This is a genomic window from Phenylobacterium kunshanense (assembly GCF_003254525.1).
In the GTDB taxonomy this organism is placed as follows: Bacteria; Pseudomonadota; Alphaproteobacteria; order Caulobacterales; family Caulobacteraceae; genus Phenylobacterium; species Phenylobacterium kunshanense.
This window is the reverse complement of record NZ_QFYS01000001.1, coordinates 520,585-540,212: the sequence shown is the minus strand read 5'-3', so window position 1 is coordinate 540,212 and position 19,628 is coordinate 520,585. Positions and strand designations below refer to the sequence as shown.

Genomic DNA, 19,628 nt, shown 5'->3' with positions numbered 1-19,628 from the left:
CCATGGCCGCCGCCGACACGTCGCCGAATGCGGGCGCTCCCGAAGGGACCGTCCGGCCGCTCCATGTGGCCATTGTCATGGACGGCAATGGTCGCTGGGCGAAGCAGCGAGGCTTGCCGCGGCCGTTGGGGCATCGCGCCGGGGTCGAGGCGCTTCGCCGGACGGTATCGGCGGCGCCGGGTCTTGGGATCGGGTGGCTGACGGTCTTCGGCTTCTCGACCGAGAACTGGAGCCGGCCGGCGGCGGAAGTCGCCGAGCTGATGGCGCTGCCGAAGCGCTACTTCGAGAGCGATCTCGGGCGGCTGGAGCGCGAAGGCGTGCGCGTGCGGGTGATCGGTCGCCGCGAGGGGCTCTCGAAGGAGCTGGTCCGCCTGGTGGAGAACGCTCAGGCCCGGACGGCCCACAACAGCCGCTTCAATCTCAACATCGCCTTCAACTACGGAGCGCAGGGCGACATCACCGACGCCGCGCGGCGGTTCGCCGAGGACGTCGCCGCCGGGCGACGCCGGCCGGAAGACCTGGACGAGGCTCTGTTCGGCAGTTTCCTGGCCACGGCCGACGCGCCGCCGCCCGACCTGATTGTTCGCCCCTCCGGCGAACAGCGCCTCTCGAACTTCCTCCTCTGGGAGGCGGCCTACGCGGAGCTCGTGTTCCAGGACGTCCTGTGGCCCGACTACGGCGAAGAGCACCTCAGGGCCGCGCTCGCCGAGTTCGCAGGGCGGGATCGGCGCTATGGCGCAATTGTGGCCGATGACGTCCTCGCCGCCGGTTAAGCGGTTCGACTGGTCCAACCTCGGCCTGCGCGTGGCGTCGGCCGCGGTGATCGGGCCTGCCGCGCTGGCGGCCGCCTGGTTCGGCGGTTGGCCCTATCTCGTCCTCATCGCCATCGGGGTGGCGCTGCTCGCGATCGAGTGGGGCGGCATGACCGCGCCGGTCGCGCCGACCCGGGTCGCGGCCGTGGTGGCGGCGGCGGTGCTCATCTCGGTGTTCATCGGCTATCGCGGCGACTATGGCTGGGCCTGGGGCGCCATCGGCCTGACCGCGGCGGGCGCCGCCGTGGTGGCGCGCGGAGTCGCCGAGCGACCCACGGACGCGGCTTTCGGGGTGCTCTACATCGCCCCCGCGGCGCTGTGCCTGGTCTGGCTGCGCCAGACGGACCAGGGGGCCTGGTGGATGATGATGCTCTTCGCGGCGACCTGGGCCGCGGACATCGGCGCCTTTGCGGTGGGCAGCACCTTGAAGGGCCCCAAGTTGTGGCCGCGGTTCTCGCCGAACAAGACATGGTCCGGGTTCGTCGGCGGACTGGCCGCCGCAACGGCCGTCGGGGCGATCATGGCGTCGCTGCCTGCGTTCCGGCTGAACCTGCTGGCCGCGGCGTTCATCGGCTTCGCGGTCGGCCTCGCCACCATGGCGGGAGACCTCTGGGAGTCGGCCATCAAGCGGCGGTTCGGCGTCAAGGACTCGGGCGACCTGATTCCCGGCCACGGCGGGCTCCTGGACCGGGTCGATGGCCTGATGTTTGCAGTCGTGGTGATGGCCGCCGCCCGGCTCGCCAATCAGTGGGGATGGCATTGAACCTGCCGCGCAAGGTGAGTGTCCTGGGCTCGACGGGCTCGATCGGCGTCTCGACGCTGGACCTGTTCGAGCAGGCGGGGGTCGAGGTCGAGATGGTCGGCCTGACGGCGGGCCGCAACGCCGCGCGCCTGGCGGAGCAGGCGCTGCGCTGGCGTCCGCAGGTGGCGGTGATCGAGGACGAAAAGGCGCTGCCCGAACTGCGCGAGCGGCTTGCCGGGTCGGGGATCCGGACCGCGGCAGGAGCCCAGGCCATCGTCGACGTGGCCGGCGCGGACGCCCAGTGGGTGATGTCGGCCATCGTCGGCTTCGCGGGGCTCGCGCCCACCCTGGCGGCGGCGAAGGCGGGGGCGGTGATCGCGCTCGCCAACAAGGAGAGCCTCGTCTGCGCCGGTCCTTCGCTCCTCCGCCGGGCGAAGATGGCGGGCGGGGCGATCATCCCGGTCGACTCCGAGCATTCGGCCATCTTCCAGGTGCTGGATCCGGAAGTGGCCGGCACGGTGTCGCGGCTCATCCTCACCTCGTCGGGCGGGCCGTTCCGGAATGCGACGCGCGAGGAGATGGCCGCGGCGACGCCGGAGCGGGCGCTGGCGCATCCGAACTTTTCGATGGGCGCCAAGATTTCGATCGATTCCGCGACGATGATGAACAAGGGCCTCGAGGTGATCGAGGCCGCCTACCTGTTCTCCATGCCGGCCGAGCGCATCGAAGTCCTGGTCCATCCGCAGCAGATTATCCACAGCCTGGTGGAGTACGCCGACGGCTCCACGCTGGCGCAGCTCGGCCCGCCGGACATGCGGCCGCCGATCGCGTGCGCCTTCGCGTGGCCCGACCGGCTACCCTGGCCGGCGCCGAAGCTGGACCTGGTGTCGGCGGGCCCGTTGACCTTCCAGGCTCCGGATCCGGAGCGGTTCCCGGCCCTGGCTATCGCCAAGCAGGCGCTGGCGGCGGGCGGCCGCGCGCCCGCCGCAATGAATGCGGCCAACGAGCGCGCCGTGGCCGCCTTCCTTGACCGCCGGATCGGCTTTCTCGATATCCCGAACGTGGTCGCGGAGACTCTCGAGCGCATGGGCCGCGAAACGGCCATGGATTTCACCGACGGCGACGCGGTGGAGACTGCGCGCGAAACCGATGCGGCGGCCCGCCGTGTCGCAGACCAGGTCGTGACCGGCCTTTGCGCCGCCTGATGGAGTAGGCCGTCCCCATGCAGATGATCCAGGGTCTCTTCGTCACCCTCCTGTCCTTCGTCCTTGTGCTGGGCGTGGTCGTGACGGTGCACGAGCTCGGACACTTCCTGGCGGCCAAGGCCCTGGGCACCAAGATCGACCGCTTCTCGATCGGGTTCGGCAAGGCGATCGCGGCCTGGACAGACAAGGCCGGCGTCGAATGGCGCATCGGCTGGGCGCCGATCGGCGGCTATGTCCGCTTCTCCGGTGACGAGAACGCCGCCTCGATCCCCGACGCCGACGACCTGGCCGCCATGCGCCGCAAGCTGGTGGCGGAGGGACGGAGCGCGGAGATCGACCGCTACTTCCACTTCAAGCCGACCTGGCAGCGCGCGATCATCGTGGCGGCGGGCCCGTTCGCCAATTTCGCTCTGGCGATCGCGATCTTCGCGGGCCTTCTGATGGCGTTCGGCGAATGGGTGGTGCCGCCCAAGATCGCCCAGGTGGTCCCGAATTCGGCGGCTGCGGCGGCCGGCTTCCGGCCGGGCGACCTGATCGTCGAGGCCAACGGCCGCCACATCGACCGGTTCGACGAGGTGCGGGAGCTGGTGAGCGTGCGCGCGGGCGTCCCGATGACCTTCACCGTCGATCGGGGCGGCAGCGAAGTGGTCCTGACCGCGACGCCGACCTGGCGGACGGCGGATGACCCGGTGGCCGGTCGCCAGCGTCTCGGGAGCCTGGGCATCATCCCGGCTCAGCAGGAGAGCGACTACGTCCAGCTCCGCTACAATCCTGTCGAGGCGGTCGCGCGGGCGACCGAGCGCACCTGGAAGACCCTGGAGACCACGGTCTACTATCTGGGCCGCATGATCACCGGCCAGGTCCATGCCGACGAGCTGCGCGGACCGCTCGGGATCGCCTCGGTGACGGGGAAGGTGGCGGCGCTCGGCGCCGAGGGCTCGACCAGCCTCGGCGAGACGCTTGGCAGGTCAGGCCTGCATCTGCTGCAACTGGCGGCCCTGATCTCGGTGAGCATCGGGTTCATGAACCTGCTGCCGGTGCCGGTCCTGGATGGCGGCCACCTGATGTTCTACGCGTATGAGGCGGTCACGCGCCGCCCTCTTGCCGCCAAGGTTCAGGTGGCAGGGTACAGGGTGGGCCTTGCGCTCGTTCTCGGATTGATGTTGTTCGCCACCTGGAACGATTTGCAGCGCCTGCGTGTGTTCAATCTGTTCGGCGGCCTATTCTCCTAGGCCCGTTCGTCCCTCAAACGGCTGATTCGATGCTCATGACCCGCGTACCCTGCGCCGCGCTTGCCACCGGCCTTGCCCTGCTCCTGGGCTCGACCGCCATCGTCGCGCCCGGCGTTGCGTCCGCCCAGCAGTTCCAGGGTGGTGTCATCCAGCGCATCCTGGTGCAGGGGAACGAGCGGATCGAGCAGTCGACCGTGGTGTCGTACCTGCCGGTCGCGCCCGGGGAGAGCGTGGACGCGGCGCGCCTCGACCTGGCGATCAAGGCCCTGTTCCGCACCGACCTGTTCTCGGACGTGAAGATGGACTTCCAGAACGGCGACCTGATCGTCACCGTCGTGGAAAATCCGATCATCAACCGGGTGATCTTCGAGGGGAACAAGGGGCTCAAGGAAGACAAGCTCCGCGACGAGGTCACGGTTCGTCCGCGCGGTATCTTCACACGCGCCAAGGTGCAGGGTGACGTTCAGCGGATCGTAGAACTCTATCGTCGGTCGGGCCGGATCTCGACCAATGTGACGCCGCAGATCATCGAGCTCCCGCAGAAGCGTGTGGACCTGATCTTCAAGGTCGACGAAGGCCCCAAGAGCGGCATCCTCTCGGTCAATTTCCTCGGCAACAAGGCGTTCTCCGACAACGACCTGCGCGACGTGATCGTCACCGAGGAGACGCGCTGGTACAAATTCTTCGCGACCCAGGCGAACTTCGACCCTGACCGCCAGGAGTACGACAAGGAGCAGCTGCGCAAGCACTACCGCAACCGCGGCTACTACGACTTCCGCGTCTCTTCCGCGGTGGCCGAGCTGGCGCCGGACAAGAACGGCTTCGTGGTGACCTACACCGTCGACGAAGGGCCGCGGTACAAGTTCGGCAAGGTCGAGGTGGAGACCGAGCTTCAGAAGCTCGACAAGGAGGTCCTGACCGCGCTGGTGCCGGTCAGGTCGGGCCAGACCTATCAGGACGAGTCGATCGAGCAGGCGACCGACGCCCTGACCTTCGCCGCCGGCGCGGCGGGCTTCGCCTTCGTCGACGTGCGTCCGCGCTACACGCCGGACCGCGACAAGGGCGTCGTGGACGTGTCTTTCCAGGTCCGCGAGGGGCCGCGTGTCTACGTCGATCGCATCGACATCGTGGGCAATACCCAGACGCTGGACTACGTGATCCGCCGCGAGATGAGCGTGGTGGAGGGCGACGCCTACAATCGCGCACTGGTGGATCGGTCCAAGCGCCAGATCCGGGCCCTGGGCTACTTCAAGGAAGTGGACATCACCGAGGTCGCCGGCTCGGCGCCGGACCGGACCGCGTTGCAGGTGCAGGTCGAAGAGCAGCCGACGGGCGAGCTGTCATTCAGCGCCGGCTACTCCTCGGTCGATCAACTGGTGCTGGACCTGGGCATTTCGCAGCGCAACTTCCGTGGCCGCGGCCAGGACGTGCGTGCGCGGATTTCGGTGGGCTCGCTGCGGCAGCAGCTCGACTTCTCCTTCACCGAGCCGCGGTTCCTGAACCGGGATGTCGCCGCCGGCATCGATGTGTACGGCTATCGCTACGACCTGTCGGAGTATTCGGCCTACGAGACCGAGACCTATGGGATCACCCTTCGGGCCGGGTTCCCGCTGAGCATCGATAGCCGGGGCCAGGTCCGCTACACCCTGCGGCAGGACGACATCCAGATCGACAACCTGTTCTGCGACCCGAGCCAGGGCGCGCTGCTGTCGACGTCGCTCTGCAGCCAGGTCGGCAAGCGGCTGACGTCGCTGGTGGGCTATGGCGCCCGCCTGGACCGCCGCAACGACTATCTGAACCCCACGCGCGGCTTCTACATCGACTTCAACCAGGACGTGGCGGGTCTTGGCGGCGATGTGAACTACGTGCGCACCGACCTGGAGACGGCGTGGTTCCACGGGTTCACCAAGGACTTCATCCTCTCGGTGACCGGGTCCGCGGGCTACGTCACGGGCTGGGCTGGCGACAATGTTCGGATCAACGACCGCTACTACAAGGGCGGCCTGAGCTTCCGGGGCTTCGAAACTGCCGGCATCGGTCCGCGCGACCTCAGCTTCGGCCGGACGGACGCCCTGGGCGGCAAGGCCTACGCCATTGGTACGGTCGAGCTGACGGTGCCGACGTTCCTGCCGGAGCAGTACGGCATCAAGGCCGCCCTGTTCAGCGACTTCGGCACGCTGGGCAAGCTCGACAAGAAGGACAAGACCTATCAGGTCGGCGAGGTCGACTGCGTCAACCCGACGGTCGTCAGCCCGACGGATCCCACGCAGACGGTTCCCAACTACGCCGTCCCCGGCACGCGCAACACCTGCATCCGGGACGACCTGTCGCTCCGCGCTTCGGCCGGCCTCAGCATCTTCTGGAAGTCGCCGATGGGTCCCATCCGGTTCGACTTCAGCCGTGTTTTGGCCAAGGAAGATTACGATCAGGAAGAAACCTTCCGGTTCTCCACTTCAACCAGGTTCTAGGAAACATGACGTTCAAGACCCTCGCCACGGCCGCCTGCGCCGCGGCCGTCGCGCTCACCGGCGCGACCCCGGCCTTCGCTCAGGCCCCTGCCGCGGCCCCCGCCGCGGCTGCGCCGCAGGTGGCTCACGGCGCGCCCATCACCGGCCTCTGCGTGGTGTCGATCGAGAACGCCATCGGCGCCTCCACGGTCGGCAAGTACGTCAACACCCGCCTGCAGCAGCTCGTCGGCCAGGTGAACGCCGAGCTCAGCGCCGAGCGGACCGCCATCGACAATGACGCCAAGGCCCTGGAAGGCCAGCGCGCGACCCTGGACCAGAACGCGCTCGAGCAGCGCGCCGCCGCCCTGCAGGTGCGCGCCAACGCCCTGCAGCGCAAGGCCCAGCTCCGCGACCGCGAGATCCAGGCGACCGAGCAGAAGGCGTTCAACCGCGTCGGCACCGAGATGGAGCCGCTGATCCGCCAAGCCTACCAGGCCAAGGGCTGCTCCGTGCTGCTCAACCGCAACTCCATCATCCTCGGCAATCCGGCGTCGGACATCACCCAGCAGGTGGTGACCGCCCTGAACGCCAAGATCACCCAGTTCACCTTCGATCGCGAACGTCTCGACCAGCCGCAGCCGGCCGCGCCGGCCGCCGCCGCGGCGCCGCGCCGATAAGAGACGCGCGGGGCGAGTCCGCCTAAAAGGCGAGTCATGCCTGACCCGCGCTTCTTCGAAGACCTGGGGCCGACGAGCCTCGGCGAGCTGGCCACCCTGACGGGGGCCCAGCTTGTCGGGGCGGACTCGTCCGATCGCCGGGTGAGCCGGGTCTCGACGCTGGCTCACGCAGGGCCTGACAGCGTCACGTTTCTCAACGACCGGAAGTACGCGGCGGAACTGGCGCGCGTACGCCCGGGCGCCTGCTTCCTGCCCTCCGCGCTTGCCGACCAGGCCCCCGAAGGCTGCGTTGTCCTGATCGCCGCAAACCCACAAGGCGCCTATGCGCTGGCCGCCCAGCGGCTGCATCGGCCCCGGCCGGCCGGGCTGGACGCGATCGCGGACGACGCCCATATCGAGGACGGTGTGGTCCTGGGCGCCGGTGTGGTCATCGGCCCAGCGGCCCAGGTCGGCCGCGGCACGCGGATCGGGCCCAACACCGTGATTGGTCCGGGCGTCGCCATAGGCCGGGATTGCGAGATCGGCCCCAATGTCTCCATCGGCTTCGCGCTGGTCGGAGACCGGGTGAAGGTGCTGGCCGGGGCGCGGATCGGGGAGCCGGGCTTCGGCGCCACTGTCGGACCGAAGGGGCTGATCGATATCCCGCAACTGGGCCGCGTCATCCTGCAGGACGGGGTCTCGGTCGGCGCCAATACGACGATAGACCGGGGAGCCTTCGACGACACCGTGATCGGCGAGAACACCAAGATCGACAACCTCGTGCAGATCGCCCACAACGTCCACGTCGGCCGGAACTGCGTGATGGCGGCGCACACCGGAATTTCGGGCAGCGTGACGATCGGCGACGGCGCTCAGTTCGGCGGGCGCGCCGGCGTGGCGGACCACGTGACCATCGGCGCCGGCGCACGGGTTGGCGCGGCGTCGGGCGTGATGAAGAACATTCCAGCGGGGGAGACCTGGGGCGGCATGCCCGCGCGGCCCATCCGTCACTGGCTGAAGGAAACCGCGTGGCTGGCCCGGATGGCCGCTCGCAAGGCCGGGGGAGAAGCATGACGCGCAAGGCGCCGGCGGGGACCAGCCCCACCGATATCGACATCACCGAGATCCTGACCCGGATCCCGCACCGATACCCGTTCCTGCTCGTGGACCGGTGCGAGGAATACAAGCCGTCGGAATCCATCGTGGGCATCAAGTGCGTCACGGTGAACGAGCCCTTCTTCCAGGGACACTTCCCCGATTATCCGGTTATGCCCGGGGTGCTACTGATCGAGGCCATGGCGCAGACCGGCGCGGTGCTCATGTCGAAGTCCCTGGAGGTCGATACGGCCGGCAAGGCGATCTTCTTCATGTCGGCCGACAACTGTCGCTTCCGGCAGCCTGTGCGGCCCGGCGACGTGGTTCGTATGCCGGTGCGCGTGGTCCGCCATCGTGGTGACGTCTTCAAGTTCGCGGGCCAAGCGATCGTCGGCGACAAGGTGGCCGCCGAGTGCGAGTTCGCCGCCATGGTCGTGGAGACCTGAGCCCTTGGCAGTCGACATCCATCCCACCGCGCTCGTCGCCAAGGGCGCCGAGCTGGCCGACGGCGTCTCGGTCGGCCCGTTCTCGATCATCGGCGAGCACGTGCGGGTTGGCGCGCGGACGCAGATCCTGGCCCACGTGGTCATCGAGAACCGTACGACCATCGGCGAGGACTGCTCGGTTCGGAATTTCGCCAACCTGGGCGGGCCGCCCCATCACATGGGATACAAGGGCGAGCCCACCGAGCTGGTGATCGGCGACCGGAACCGCCTGTGGGAACACGTGACCATGCACATCGGCACGCCCGATGGGGGTGGGATCACGCGCGTCGGTGACGACGGCATGTACATGGCCACCAGCCACGTGGGTCACGACTGCACCGTGGGCGACAACGTGATCCTGGCCCATTCCGCGACATTGGGCGGCCACGTTCACGTGGGCGACTTCGTGATGGTGAGCGGCCTGGCGGCGGTGCACCAATACTGCCGCGTCGGGCGCTATTCCTTCATCGGCGGCCTCGCGGCCGTGACCAAGGACGTGATCCCTTACGGCCTGGTGTGGGGCAACCACGCCCACCTGGAAGGCCTCAACCTGGTGGGCCTGAAGCGCCGCAACTTCAGCCGCGAGACGATCAGCGAGCTGCGCTCCGCCTACCGGCTGCTGTTCGCGGAGGAGGGCACGTTCCAGGAGCGGATCGAGGACACCGCCGCCACGTTCGGCCACAGCGCGCCGGTGATGGAGATCATCGACTTCATCCGCGCGGACGCGAGCCGGCCGCTGTGCCTGCCTGAACGCGAGCTATGAGGCAGAAGCTTGGCCTGATCGCCGGCGGCGGGAGCCTGCCGGTGGAGATCGCCCAGCATTGCGAGCGCTCCGGGCGGGCCCTGTTCGTAGTCCGGCTGAAGGGATTCGCCGGGGGCGACCTGTCGGAATATGCCGGCGCCGAGGTGGGGCTGGCCGAGTTGGGGAAGTGCCTCAAGGCCCTGAAGCGCGCAGGCTGCCGCTCGATCTGCCTGGCGGGCAACGTGGCCAGGCCGGACTTCACGAGCCTCGTGCCTGATCTGCGCGGCCTGATGCTGCTCCCCAAGGTGATCGCGGCGGCCCGGAAGGGCGACGACGCCCTGCTGCGCCTCCTCGTCGCCGAGTTCGAGAAGGAGGGGTTCGAGGTCGAGGGCGCCCACGAGGTCATGGAGGACCTGACCCTGCCAGAGGGGCCCCTGGGGGCCCACATGGCGGACGAAGCGGCGCTGGCGGACGCGATGCGGGCGCTGGAGGTCGCGCGTGCGATCGGTCGGCTCGACATCGGTCAGGCGGCCGTCGTGGCGCAGGGGCTGGTGCTGGCCGTCGAGGCCCAGGAGGGTACGGACGCCATGCTGGCGCGGGTGACAGACCTGCCGGCGCACCTGAAGGGCCGGCCGGGCGCCGGCGCTGGCGTGCTCGCCAAGGCCCCGAAGCCGATCCAGGAGACCCGGGTCGATCTGCCGACCATCGGGCTGGCGACCGTGCAGGGCGTGGCGCGCGCCGGCCTGGCGGGGATCGTCGGCGAAGCCGGCCGCCTGCTGGTCCTGGATCGTGAGGCGACCACCGCCCTCGCCGACGAGCTGGGGGTGTTCATCCTCGGCGTCGAGGCGGACAGCCGGTGACCGGCCGACCGCTCACGGTGATGCTGGTGGCCGCCGAGGCTTCCGGCGACGACCGGGGCGCGGGGCTGGCGCGGGCGCTGAAGCAGCGCCTGGGAGACCGCGTCCGCTTCGTCGGTGTCGGTGGACAGCGGATGGCGGCCGAGGGCGTCGCGAGTCCGTTCGACATCGCCGAACTGTCGATCTTCGGCCTCGCCGAGGGACTGATGGCCTGGCGCCGGGTGGTGCGGCGGGCCGACGAGGTGGCCGCCCTGGCGGCGCGCGAGCGCCCGGACGTGGCCGTGCTGATCGATTCCTGGGGCTTCACCCTGCGCGTCGCGCAACGCCTGCGGAAGTTGGACCCGAAGCTGCCGCTGGTGAAGTACGTCGCGCCCCAGGTCTGGGCGTCGCGGCCCGGGCGGGCGCGTACGGCCGCGCAGGCCTATGACCTGCTGCTGACCATCCACACGTTTGACGCGCAGCTGTTCGAGAAGGAGGGACTGCGGACGGTCTTCGTGGGCGACTCGACGCTCGCCATCGACTTCGGCGCGGCCGATCCGGCGCGGCTGCGGGCGACCATCGGGGCTCGGTCCGACGAGCCGATCCTCTTGGTGCTGCCGGGCAGCCGTCCGTCCGAGATCGAGCGGGTGATGCCGGCCTTCGAGGAGGCTGTTCATCGCCTGAAGGCCGAACGCCCTGACCTGCACGTCGTGATCCCCGCCGCGCCGACCGTCGCGGAGGCCGTGAAGGCTCGCGTCGCGGGCTGGCCGCACCGGGCGCATGTGGTCGAGGGCGAGGCGGCGAAGCGCGACGCGATGAAGGCGGCCACGGTCGCCCTGGCGTGTTCGGGTACGGTCACGACGGAACTGGCCCTCGCGGGATGTCCGATGGTGGTGGGCTATCGACTGGGCCCGTTGACCTATGCGGTTCTGAAGCGGCTCATCCGGACGAAGTACGTGACCCTGTTCAACATCGCCGCGCAGGATTTCGTCGCGCCCGAGATGATCCAGGACGACTGCAACGGCCCGGCGCTGGCGCGCGAGGTCGCAGCTCGGCTGGACGACCCGGAGCTGCGGGCGCGGCAGGTGTCACGCCAGAGCGAGGCGCTGGCGAAGATGGGACGGGGGGGGGCAGACCCCAACGACGTCGCCGCCGGGGCCGTGCTGGAGCTAGTGGGCGACCGCTAGATCCCTCGCTACGTCCCTCGCGTCGGCTCTCTCGAAGGGAACGTCATACGCCCGTGTCGCCGTGGTCGTGATGATCGTCTCCAGCGGGATGACCTGCGGGGGCTCGAAGGCGACGCCAAGGCGCTCGGTCGCCGGGATTACCTTGTCTTTGATGAAGCGCCACATGGCGGCCTCGTCTTCCCAGACGTCCACCACCACGAAGCCCGTCCCTTCGCGTCCGTAGAAATGGGCGATGGCGCCGTGCGGCACGCGCTCCACAGGGACCTGGTCTCGATACGCCTGGTAGAGCTCGGGCGAGACATCCCCGCGCCGATAGATGGCCATCACTGCCATCGCAGCCTCCTGCGTTTCATCGAACAAGGTTGTTCGAGAAAGGCATCCTTAGGCTGCTCGCCGGCTATCGCAACTGGAAGGCGACATGGCTCTTAAAAAGAAAGAGGCCGGACCTTTCGATCCGGCCTCTCGATCCTTGCGTGCGCCAGCGCCTCAGCGCTTGTCGAGGGCCACGTAGCTGCGCAGGGGGGCGCCCGTGTAGATCTGGCGCGGACGGCCGATCTTCTGGGACGGATCCTCGATCATTTCCTTCCACTGCGCGATCCAGCCCACGGTGCGAGCCAGGGCGAACAGCACCGTGAACATCTCGGGCGGGAAGCCCAGGGCGCGCAGGGTGATGCCGGAATAGAAGTCGACGTTCGGGTACAGCTTGCGCTCGATGAAGAACTCGTCGCTCAGGGCGATCTTCTCGAGCTCCATGGCGACCTTCAGCAGCGGGTCGTTGGAGTGGCCCACCGCTTCGAGCACCTCGTGGCAGGTCTTCTGCATGACCTTCGCGCGGGGGTCGTAGTTCTTGTAGACCCGGTGGCCGAAGCCCATGAGCAGCCGCTCGCGGTTCTTCACGCCCTTCACGAAGTCGGGGATGTTCTCGACCGTCCCGATCTCCTTGAGCATGTTGAGCGCTTCTTCGTTGGCGCCGCCATGCTTGGGGCCCCACAGCGAGGCGATGCCCGCGGCGATACAGGCGAACGGGTTGGCGCCCGACGAGCCGGCCAGGCGGACGGTCGAGGTCGACGCGTTCTGCTCGTGGTCGGCGTGCAGGATGAAGATGCGGTCCATGGCGCGCGTCAGGACCGGATTCGGCGTCCAGTCCTCGGCCGGCACCGAGAAGCACATGCGCAGGAAGTTCTCGGCGTAGGACAGGTCGTTGCGCGGGTACACGAACGGCTGGCCGCGCGAGTACTTGAACGCCCGGGCCGCGATCGTCGGCATCTTGGCGATCATGCGGTGCGTGGCGATCATCCGCTGGGCCGGATCATCGATGTTCGTGCTGTCGTGATAGAAGGCCGACAGGGCGCCCACGGCGCCGACCATGATGGCCATGGGGTGGGCGTCGCGCCGGAAGCCCTGGAAGAAGCGGTCGAACTGCTCGTGGACCATGGTGTGGTACACGATGTTCTTCTCGAACTCGGCGAACTCCGGCGCCTTCGGCAGTTCGCCGTGCAGCAGCAGGTAGCAGACTTCGAGGAAGCTGGACTTCTCGGCCAGCTCGTCGATCGGGTAGCCGCGGTGCAGCAGCACGCCCTTGTCACCGTCGATGAAGGTGATCTTGCTTTCGCAGGAGGCGGTCGAGGTGAAGCCCGGATCGTAGGTGAACACGTCCGCAGCGCCGTACAGCTTGCGGATGTCCACCACGGGCGGCCCGTCGGTGCCTTTCAGGACGGGCAACTCGACGACCTGACCGTTGATTTCAAACTTCGCCGTATCGCCCATATGGTCCCCTTCGCGATTGCGAGATGAAACGTTTGTTCGGCGCTTATAGCGGTTTACGCGGGGAGCGAAAGCGCATCGTCGATGCGGCCAAGGCTCTCATCGCGGCCAAGCGCGGTCATGGCTCCGGCGAGGTCCGGGGCCGGCGATCCGCCCGACAATATGGCCCGCAACTGGGGGCCGAACTTGCCCAGGCCGATACTCTCGGATTCCGCGAATAGCCGCAGCGCCTGCTCGAGCCCGGGCACCTCCCAGGCCGTCACGGCCCCGAGCGCGGCGCGCAGGCGGACGAACCGTTCGCGCATCTCGGCCTCGGCGAGCTGGGCGCGGGTCTTCTCCGGCAGCTCCAGCGGACGATCCTTGAGAACGAAGATCACCGCGTCGGCGAGATCCAGGGTGGTCTTGGCCCCGTCGCGGACGAAGGGAATGGTGCGGGCGATCAGCGCCTCGTCGGCGGACTTCACCGCCACGTCGCGGCTCTTCAGGATCTTCACGACCAGGCCCGCGAGGCGCGCCGGGTCGGCCTCGCGGATGTAGTGGTTGTTGAGGTGGTTCAGCTTGTCCCAGTCCAGGCGGGCGGGTGCGCTGACCACGTCCTTGATGTCGAACCAGGAGATCGCCTGGGCGTCAGAGAATATCTCGTCGTCGCCATGGCCCCAGCCCAGCTTGGCCAGGTAATTGCGCATGGCTTCGGGCAGGTAGCCCATGTCGTCGAACTCGCTGACCGCCTGCGATCCGTGGCGCTTGGACAGCTTCTTGCCGTCGGGGCCGTTGATCATCGGCAGGTGCGCCCAGACGGGAACCTCCCAGCCGAGGCCCTGGTAGATCAGGGTCTGGCGTGCGGCGTTGTTGAGGTGGTCGTCGCCGCGGATCACGTGCGTGATCCCCATGTCGTGGTCGTCGACCACGACGGCGAGGTTGTAGGTCGGGGTCCCGTCGGTCCGCAGCAGGATCAGGTCGTCCAGCGTCCGGTTCTCGAAGCGGATCTCGCCCTTCACCTGATCGTCGACCAGGGTCTCGCCGTCCAGAGGCGCCTTGAGTCGGACCACAAACGGGCGGTCCGGCGCATCGTTGGGGGACAGGTCCCGCCAGGGTGATCGGATCACGCGCCCCTCGGCGCGCGCGACCTCGCGCTCGGCCTCGAGTTCCTCGGGGGTCATGTAGTCGCGATAGGCCGCGCCCCGGGCCAGCATCTCGTCCACGACCGCCCGATGCCGTTCGGCGCGGGCGAACTGGAACACCGGGGCTTCGTCGGGCTCCAGGCCCAGCCAGCTCAGGCCGTCAAAGATCACCTGGACGGCCGCCTCGGTGGAGCGCTCGCGGTCGGTGTCCTCGATGCGCAGCAGGAACTGGCCGCCGGTGTGACGGGCGTAGAGCCAGTTGAACAGCGCCACGCGCGCCGTGCCGATGTGCATCATGCCGGTGGGCGAGGGGGCGATGCGGGTGCGGACGGGACGGTCGGTCATGGGATCGGTTCTGACGAGGTGAGGTTTTGCGGGGCTTGTGCGGGCCGGCCTCTTAGCACGGGGACCTGAAAAGGGAACGTGGCGGGGCGAGAGCCTCGCGTCGCGCGCGCGGGCTTTCCCTGCGTGGCCTTCCGGTTGTGATTGGGGCAAGGTGCCGCCGGTCAAAGGGCGGGGGATCGGTGAGCGTAGAGGCGGGGGTCGCCAGGGGGAGCGGAGCCGCGCAGGCATGGCGCGGCCTGGGCCCTTGGCTCGGCGCGCAGGTGGGCGCCCAGTCGGAGCGGTGGACGCTGTGGACGCCCGTGGCGTTTGGAGTCGGCTGCGGCCTCTACTTTGGTCTCCTGCGGGAGCCGCAGCTCTGGGTGGCCTGGGCGCTGCTGGCGCTGACCGCCGGGCTGCTGGCCTGTACGCGGCGGAGTCCCGATCGCGTGGTGACGATGGCGCTAGTCCTGGCGGCCTGCATGACGGGCGGCTTTGCAGTGGCCAAACTGCGGACGGATGCGGTGAAGGCGCCGGTCGCCCAGGCCGGGGCCCGGCCTCAGTGGGTGGACGCGTGGGTGGTCGACATCGCGTCACCGGGGCAGGGCGGCCAGCGACTGCTGCTGGCCCCGGTTTCCGTCGGCGACTGGGCGGCCCGCGCGACGCCTATCCGCCTGCGCGTGACCCTTCGACCCGGGACGACGTTGCCCCGGCCTGGCGATGCGGTCCGCGTCCTGGCGATCCTCAACCCGCCGCCGCCGCCGGCCGCTCCTGGCGCGTACGACTTCGCGCGGGACGCCTACTTCGAGAGCATGGGGGCGGTGGGCCTGGCGCTCCGTTCGCCAGAGGCGACCAGCTTCGAGCGACCGGCGCCCTGGCGCCTCAGGCTCTCCATGCGGGTGAACGCGGCCCGCTGGGCGCTCACCCACCGGATCGTGGAATCGCTCGGCCCCGAGACGGGCGGTCTGGCCGCGGCTATGACGACGGGGCACGAGGCCTTCATCCCGCGCGAACAGGTGGACGCGTTGCGGGCCGCGGGGCTGGCGCACATCGTCTCCATCAGCGGCCTGCACATGGCGATCGTAGGGGGCTTCGTCTTCGCGGCCGCGCGACTGGCGATCGCCGCGTGGCCATGGCTGGCCCTGCGCCTTCACGGCAAGAAGGCGGCGGCGCTGGTGGGGCTCGCGGCCGTCGGCGGCTATCTCGTCCTGTCGGGCGCGCCGCCGCCAGCGGAGCGGGCCGCGATCACGGCAGCGGCGGCCTTCGCCGCGATTCTGGTGGATCGCCAGGCGATCAGCCTGCATGCCCTCGCCCTCGCGGCGATGGGGGTGATGCTGCTCCAGCCGGAAGCCGTGACCGAGCCCGGCTTCCAGATGTCGTTCGCCGCCACCGCCGCGCTGGTCGCCCTGGCCGAGATCTGGCCGCGACCCGTGCGGGAGATCGACGTGCCGTGGCCGATCCGCGCCGTCCAGGCGGCGGCCACCTGGACGGCCGCGAGCATAGCGGTGAGCTTCGTTGCCGGACTGGCGACAGGGCCGTTCGCCATCCAGCATTTCAACCGGGTCTCGACGTGGGGCCTGCTGGCCAACCTGGCCGTGGCGCCGGTCTCGTCGTTCCTGATGATGCCGGGCCTGGCGATCGGCGCGGCGCTGACGCCAATCGGGCTCGGCCAGGCGCCGCTGGAGGTCGCCGGCTGGTCGATCGGGCTGATGATGCGGATCGCGGAGTCGACCGCGGCCGCGCCTGGCTCCCAGGTGGTCGTCGCCAGCGCTCCGGGCTGGGCGCTGCCCGCCAGCTTCATCGGCCTGCTGTTCGTCTGTCTCTGGCGCGGACCGCTGCGGTGGATCGGCCTGCCGGTCGCCGCGGCCGTGCTCTGGGCGCCAAGGCCGCCTACGCCGGAAGTCTGGGTCGCGGCGGACGGCGCGGCGGTCGCGGTGCGCGATGGCGCGGACGCCATTCTGCTGAGACCCGACGTGAAGCTGTTCGGCGCCGAGCTCTGGGCCCGTCGGCGGGGTCTGGCCCCCGTCGCCAGCGAGGCCGCGCGCGATGCGGTCTTCGCGTGTGATCGCTGGAGCTGTGCGCCGCAACCGGGCGCGCCGGTCGAGTTGTCCGCGGCCTGGAATCTGCGCCGGCCGTTGAAGCCAGGTCGCCTGGAGGCGCTTTGCGCCCAGGCCGAGATCGTCATCCTGCGCAACGACTTCCGACCGGAGAGCTGCGCGGCGCCGCTCGTCCTGACCGGGCGGGACTTCGCGGCCGGGGGCTCAGCCGAGCTTTACCGGACGAAGGGCGGATGGCGGATCGTCTGGGGTCAGGACCAGCGCGGCCGGCGGCCATGGACCTGGGGCTACGACCCGCGCTGAGGTCAGTGGTAGCGGCGGATGAGGCCGACCAGCTTGCCCTGCACCGACACCCGGTCGGGCCCGAAGATACGGGTCTCGTAGGCCGGGTTGGCGGCCTCCAGGGCGATGGAGGCGCCCTTCTTGCGCAGACGCTTCAGGGTGGCTTCCTCGCCATCCACCAGAGCCACGACGATGTCGCCCGAGGATGCGCTGTCGGTGCGGCGGATGACCACGAAGTCACCGTCGAGGATGCCGGCGTTGATCATCGAGTCGCCCGAGATCTCGAGGACGAAGTGCTCGCCGGCGCCGAGGATGGTCTCGGGCACCGGAATGCGGTCGCGTTCCTGCTGGATCGCCTCAATGGGCGTGCCCGCGGCGATGCGGCCGAGGATCGGCAGTTCGCGCGTGTCGTTCGCCGCTGCGGGCATCGCCTGGCCCGCTTCGACGAGCTGGGGCTTGAACGGCGCCCGTCCCTTGGGCGGCGCGGCGGCCGTCGCCTGTTGCGGCAGCTTCACCACCTCGAGAGCTCGGGCGCGGTGAGGCAGGCGGCGGAGGAATCCGCGTTCCTCCAGTGCCGTGATGAGCCGGTGGATGCCGGACTTCGAGGCGAGGTCCAATGCCTCCTTCATCTCGTCGAACGAGGGGGAGACGCCGCTTTCCTTGATCCGCTCATGGATGAACATGAGCAACTCGTGCTGCTTGCGGGTGAGCATGGTTCAACCTCGAAGAACAAAGCCGAAACGGCTGTACGTGTTCTCTAGGTGTTCCTGATTAATGTCAAGTTACCCACAGCGCCACTGAAAAGACGCAGGAATTCGCGATGATGGCGCGACTCAGGCGAGCAGGGCGCGAGTCGCGGCGGTCACGTCGGCCTGCCGCATCAGGCTCTCGCCCACCAGCATGGCCTTGGCGCCACTGCGCTCCAGCCGCTCGGCGTCGGCGGCCGTGAAGATGCCGCTCTCCGTGACGAGGAGGGCGCCCGTCGGCGCGGCCGCGGCCAGGCGCTCGGTGATCGCAAGGTCCACGGTGAAGGTGCGCAGGTCACGGTTGTTCACGCCGACGAGGTCGGCTCCGAGGCTGCCCGCGCGGGCCATCTCTGCCTCGTCATGCACCTCGACCAGCGCGTCCATGCCGAGACGCCTCGCCTCGGCCATGAGCTCGGCGGCGAGCGCGTCATCGACCATGGCGAGGATCACGAGGATCGCATCGGCGCCCAGCGCACGGCTCTCGGCGACCTGCCACGGGTCGACGAGGAAGTCCTTGCGGATGCAGGGCAGGGCGACGGCGGCGCGGGCGGCGGTCAGATAGGCGTCGTCGCCCTGGAAGCTGGGGCCGTCGGTGAGCACCGACAGGCAGGCGGCGCCCCCGGCCTCGTAGGCCCGGGCGAGGGCCGGCGGGTCGAAGTCCTCGCGGATGAGTCCCTTGGACGGAGAGGCCTTCTTGATCTCGGCGATCAGCGCCAGCCGGCCGGGTGCATGGGCGCGTTCCAGCGCGGCGCGGAAGCCTCGCGGGGCCGAGGCTCCTGCGGTGTCGACGACCGGCCGGGCGGCCTTGCGGGCGGCGACGTCGTCGCGCTTGTAGGCGGCGATCTTGGCGAGGATGTCGCTCACGCGCCGGCGCCCTCCAGCGGAGCGATCTCCAGCAGCTTGTCGAGCGCGGCCTGGGCGCGGCCGTCGTCGATCACCTGCGCGGCGAATTCCACCCCCTCTCGGAGGGTTTCCACCTTGTCGCCGACAAGGAACGCGGCGGCGGCGTTGAGCAACACGATGTCGCGGTAGGGCCCGGCTTCGCCGCCAAGCACGCGGCGAAGGGCGTCGGCGTTCTGGGCCGGCGTTCCGCCCGTTAGGTCGGCGAGCGCCGCACGTTTCAGGCCCACGGCCTCGGGCGTGATGGTGAACAGCCGGACCTGACCGTCACGCAGTTCGGCGACGCTGGTCTCTCCCGTGGTGGTCAGCTCGTCCATGCCGCCGCCATGGACCACCCAGGCGCGCTCGGAGCCGAGGGCGCCCAGCACCTCGGCGAGGGGCGCGACCCACCGTTCGGCGAAGACGCCGACGACCTGCCTCTTCGCGCCGGCCGGATTGGTGAGCGGGCCCAGCAGGTTGAAGATCGTGCGGAAGCCCAGCTCGGCGCGGATCGGGGAGACATGGCGCATGGCGCCGTGATGCGCCGGCGCGAACAGGAAGCAGATGCCCGCTTCGTCCAGCGCCCGAAGCTGGCGCTCGGCCCCGGCGTCTATGGCGACGCCCAGTTCGGACAGGACGTCGGCGCCGCCGGACTTCGAGGACAGGGCGCGGTTGCCGTGCTTTGCCACCTTCAGCCCGCCGCCCGCGGCCACGAAGCCGACCGCCGTCGAGATGTTGTAGGTGTGCAGGCCGTCGCCGCCGGTGCCGCAGACGTCGATCGTCGGGTAGGGCGGATCAAGGTGGATCGCCGCCCGGCCCATGGCCCGGGCGCAGGCCGTGATCTCGCCCAGCGTCTCGCCGCGCATGCGCATGGCGGTCAGGGCCGCGCCGATCTGGGCGGCCGTCGGCTCGCCCCGCAGGCAGGCGGCGAAGAACGCCTGGGCGTCGTCTTCCGAGAGGGTCGCGCCATCGGCCAGGCGCGAGAGGAGCGGCTTGAAGGCGGCGGACATGGTGGGTGG

General features: G+C 69.4%; 18 protein-coding genes. 12 read left to right on the top strand and 6 right to left on the bottom strand.

Annotated elements, in window-relative coordinates; all coding sequences use genetic code 11:
• The first annotated feature begins 2 nt into the window (after positions 1-2).
• The 11 genes from uppS to lpxB are packed head-to-tail and all read left to right on the top strand — an operon-like array spanning position 3 to position 11,439.
• Positions 3-773 (top strand): polyprenyl diphosphate synthase, encoded by a 771-nt coding sequence (gene uppS, locus DJ019_RS02775; RefSeq protein WP_111274446.1) that lies wholly within the window; start codon positions 3-5, stop codon positions 771-773.
• A complete protein-coding gene (locus DJ019_RS02770; protein ID WP_111274445.1) occupies positions 751-1,575 on the top strand; it encodes a phosphatidate cytidylyltransferase in 825 nt (274 codons plus the stop codon). Before uppS ends, DJ019_RS02770 begins: the two co-directional genes overlap by 23 nt.
• A complete protein-coding gene (gene dxr / locus DJ019_RS02765; protein ID WP_111274444.1) occupies positions 1,566-2,759 on the top strand; it encodes a 1-deoxy-D-xylulose-5-phosphate reductoisomerase in 1,194 nt (397 codons plus the stop codon). Before DJ019_RS02770 ends, dxr begins: the two co-directional genes overlap by 10 nt.
• A gap of 17 nt (positions 2,760-2,776) precedes the next feature.
• Positions 2,777-3,991, top strand: coding sequence for an RIP metalloprotease RseP (gene rseP, locus DJ019_RS02760; RefSeq protein ID WP_111274443.1), 1,215 nt, complete (start codon positions 2,777-2,779; stop codon positions 3,989-3,991).
• A gap of 29 nt (positions 3,992-4,020) precedes the next feature.
• The gene (bamA, locus tag DJ019_RS02755) at positions 4,021-6,459 is read left to right on the top strand and encodes an outer membrane protein assembly factor BamA (protein WP_111274442.1); all 2,439 of its coding nucleotides are present in this window, start codon (positions 4,021-4,023) and stop codon (positions 6,457-6,459) included.
• 5 nt (positions 6,460-6,464) lie between these two features.
• Entirely contained in the window at positions 6,465-7,115 is a 651-nt protein-coding gene (locus DJ019_RS02750; RefSeq protein ID WP_111274441.1) for an OmpH family outer membrane protein, read from the top strand.
• Positions 7,116-7,151: 36 nt separating this feature from the next.
• Positions 7,152-8,168, top strand: a complete 1,017-nt coding sequence (gene lpxD, locus DJ019_RS02745; protein WP_111274440.1) for a UDP-3-O-(3-hydroxymyristoyl)glucosamine N-acyltransferase — start codon at positions 7,152-7,154, stop codon at positions 8,166-8,168.
• Entirely contained in the window at positions 8,165-8,635 is a 471-nt protein-coding gene (gene fabZ / locus DJ019_RS02740) for a 3-hydroxyacyl-ACP dehydratase FabZ (RefSeq protein WP_111274439.1), read from the top strand. The genes lpxD and fabZ overlap by 4 nt, the downstream gene beginning before the upstream one ends.
• A 4-nt stretch (positions 8,636-8,639) precedes the next feature.
• Positions 8,640-9,437 carry an acyl-ACP--UDP-N-acetylglucosamine O-acyltransferase gene (gene lpxA, locus DJ019_RS02735; RefSeq protein WP_111274438.1) on the top strand — a complete coding sequence of 266 codons (798 nt, stop codon included), beginning with the start codon at positions 8,640-8,642 and terminating at the stop codon, positions 9,435-9,437.
• Positions 9,434-10,276: a UDP-2,3-diacylglucosamine diphosphatase gene (lpxI, locus tag DJ019_RS02730; protein WP_111274437.1), complete on the top strand. Its 843-nt coding sequence runs from the start codon at positions 9,434-9,436 to the stop codon at positions 10,274-10,276. Before lpxA ends, lpxI begins: the two co-directional genes overlap by 4 nt.
• On the top strand, positions 10,273-11,439 hold the full coding sequence (gene lpxB, locus DJ019_RS02725; protein ID WP_276309960.1) for a lipid-A-disaccharide synthase: 1,167 nt from the start codon (positions 10,273-10,275) through the stop codon (positions 11,437-11,439). The genes lpxI and lpxB overlap by 4 nt, the downstream gene beginning before the upstream one ends.
• Here the strand turns inward: lpxB and DJ019_RS02720 are convergent.
• From DJ019_RS02720 to gltX, 3 genes are all read right to left on the bottom strand, one after another.
• Positions 11,422-11,772: a hypothetical protein gene (locus DJ019_RS02720; protein WP_111274436.1), complete on the bottom strand. Its 351-nt coding sequence runs from the start codon at positions 11,770-11,772 to the stop codon at positions 11,422-11,424. The two genes, lpxB and DJ019_RS02720, sit on opposite strands and share 18 nt — an antisense overlap.
• 153 nt (positions 11,773-11,925) lie before the next feature.
• Positions 11,926-13,206 carry a citrate synthase gene (gene gltA / locus DJ019_RS02715; protein ID WP_111274435.1) on the bottom strand — a complete coding sequence of 427 codons (1,281 nt, stop codon included), beginning with the start codon at positions 13,204-13,206 and terminating at the stop codon, positions 11,926-11,928.
• 53 nt (positions 13,207-13,259) lie between these two features.
• Positions 13,260-14,669: a glutamate--tRNA ligase gene (gltX, locus tag DJ019_RS02710; protein ID WP_111274434.1), complete on the bottom strand. Its 1,410-nt coding sequence runs from the start codon at positions 14,667-14,669 to the stop codon at positions 13,260-13,262.
• 179 nt (positions 14,670-14,848) lie between these two features.
• Here gltX and DJ019_RS02705 point away from each other — a divergent pair, with 179 nt between their 5' ends.
• Positions 14,849-17,005, top strand: coding sequence for a ComEC/Rec2 family competence protein (locus tag DJ019_RS02705; RefSeq protein ID WP_240606346.1), 2,157 nt, complete (start codon positions 14,849-14,851; stop codon positions 17,003-17,005).
• Positions 17,006-17,007: 2 nt separating this feature from the next.
• Here the strand turns inward: DJ019_RS02705 and lexA are convergent, their stop codons facing one another.
• From lexA to trpD, 3 genes are all read right to left on the bottom strand, one after another.
• Entirely contained in the window at positions 17,008-17,697 is a 690-nt protein-coding gene (lexA, locus tag DJ019_RS02700) for a transcriptional repressor LexA (protein ID WP_111274433.1), read from the bottom strand.
• Between the two features lie 120 nt (positions 17,698-17,817).
• Positions 17,818-18,594 carry an indole-3-glycerol phosphate synthase TrpC gene (gene trpC, locus DJ019_RS02695; RefSeq protein WP_111274432.1) on the bottom strand — a complete coding sequence of 259 codons (777 nt, stop codon included), beginning with the start codon at positions 18,592-18,594 and terminating at the stop codon, positions 17,818-17,820.
• Positions 18,591-19,619, bottom strand: coding sequence for an anthranilate phosphoribosyltransferase (gene trpD, locus DJ019_RS02690; RefSeq protein ID WP_111274431.1), 1,029 nt, complete (start codon positions 19,617-19,619; stop codon positions 18,591-18,593). The genes trpC and trpD overlap by 4 nt, the downstream gene beginning before the upstream one ends.
• Between the last annotated feature and the right edge of the window lie 9 nt (positions 19,620-19,628).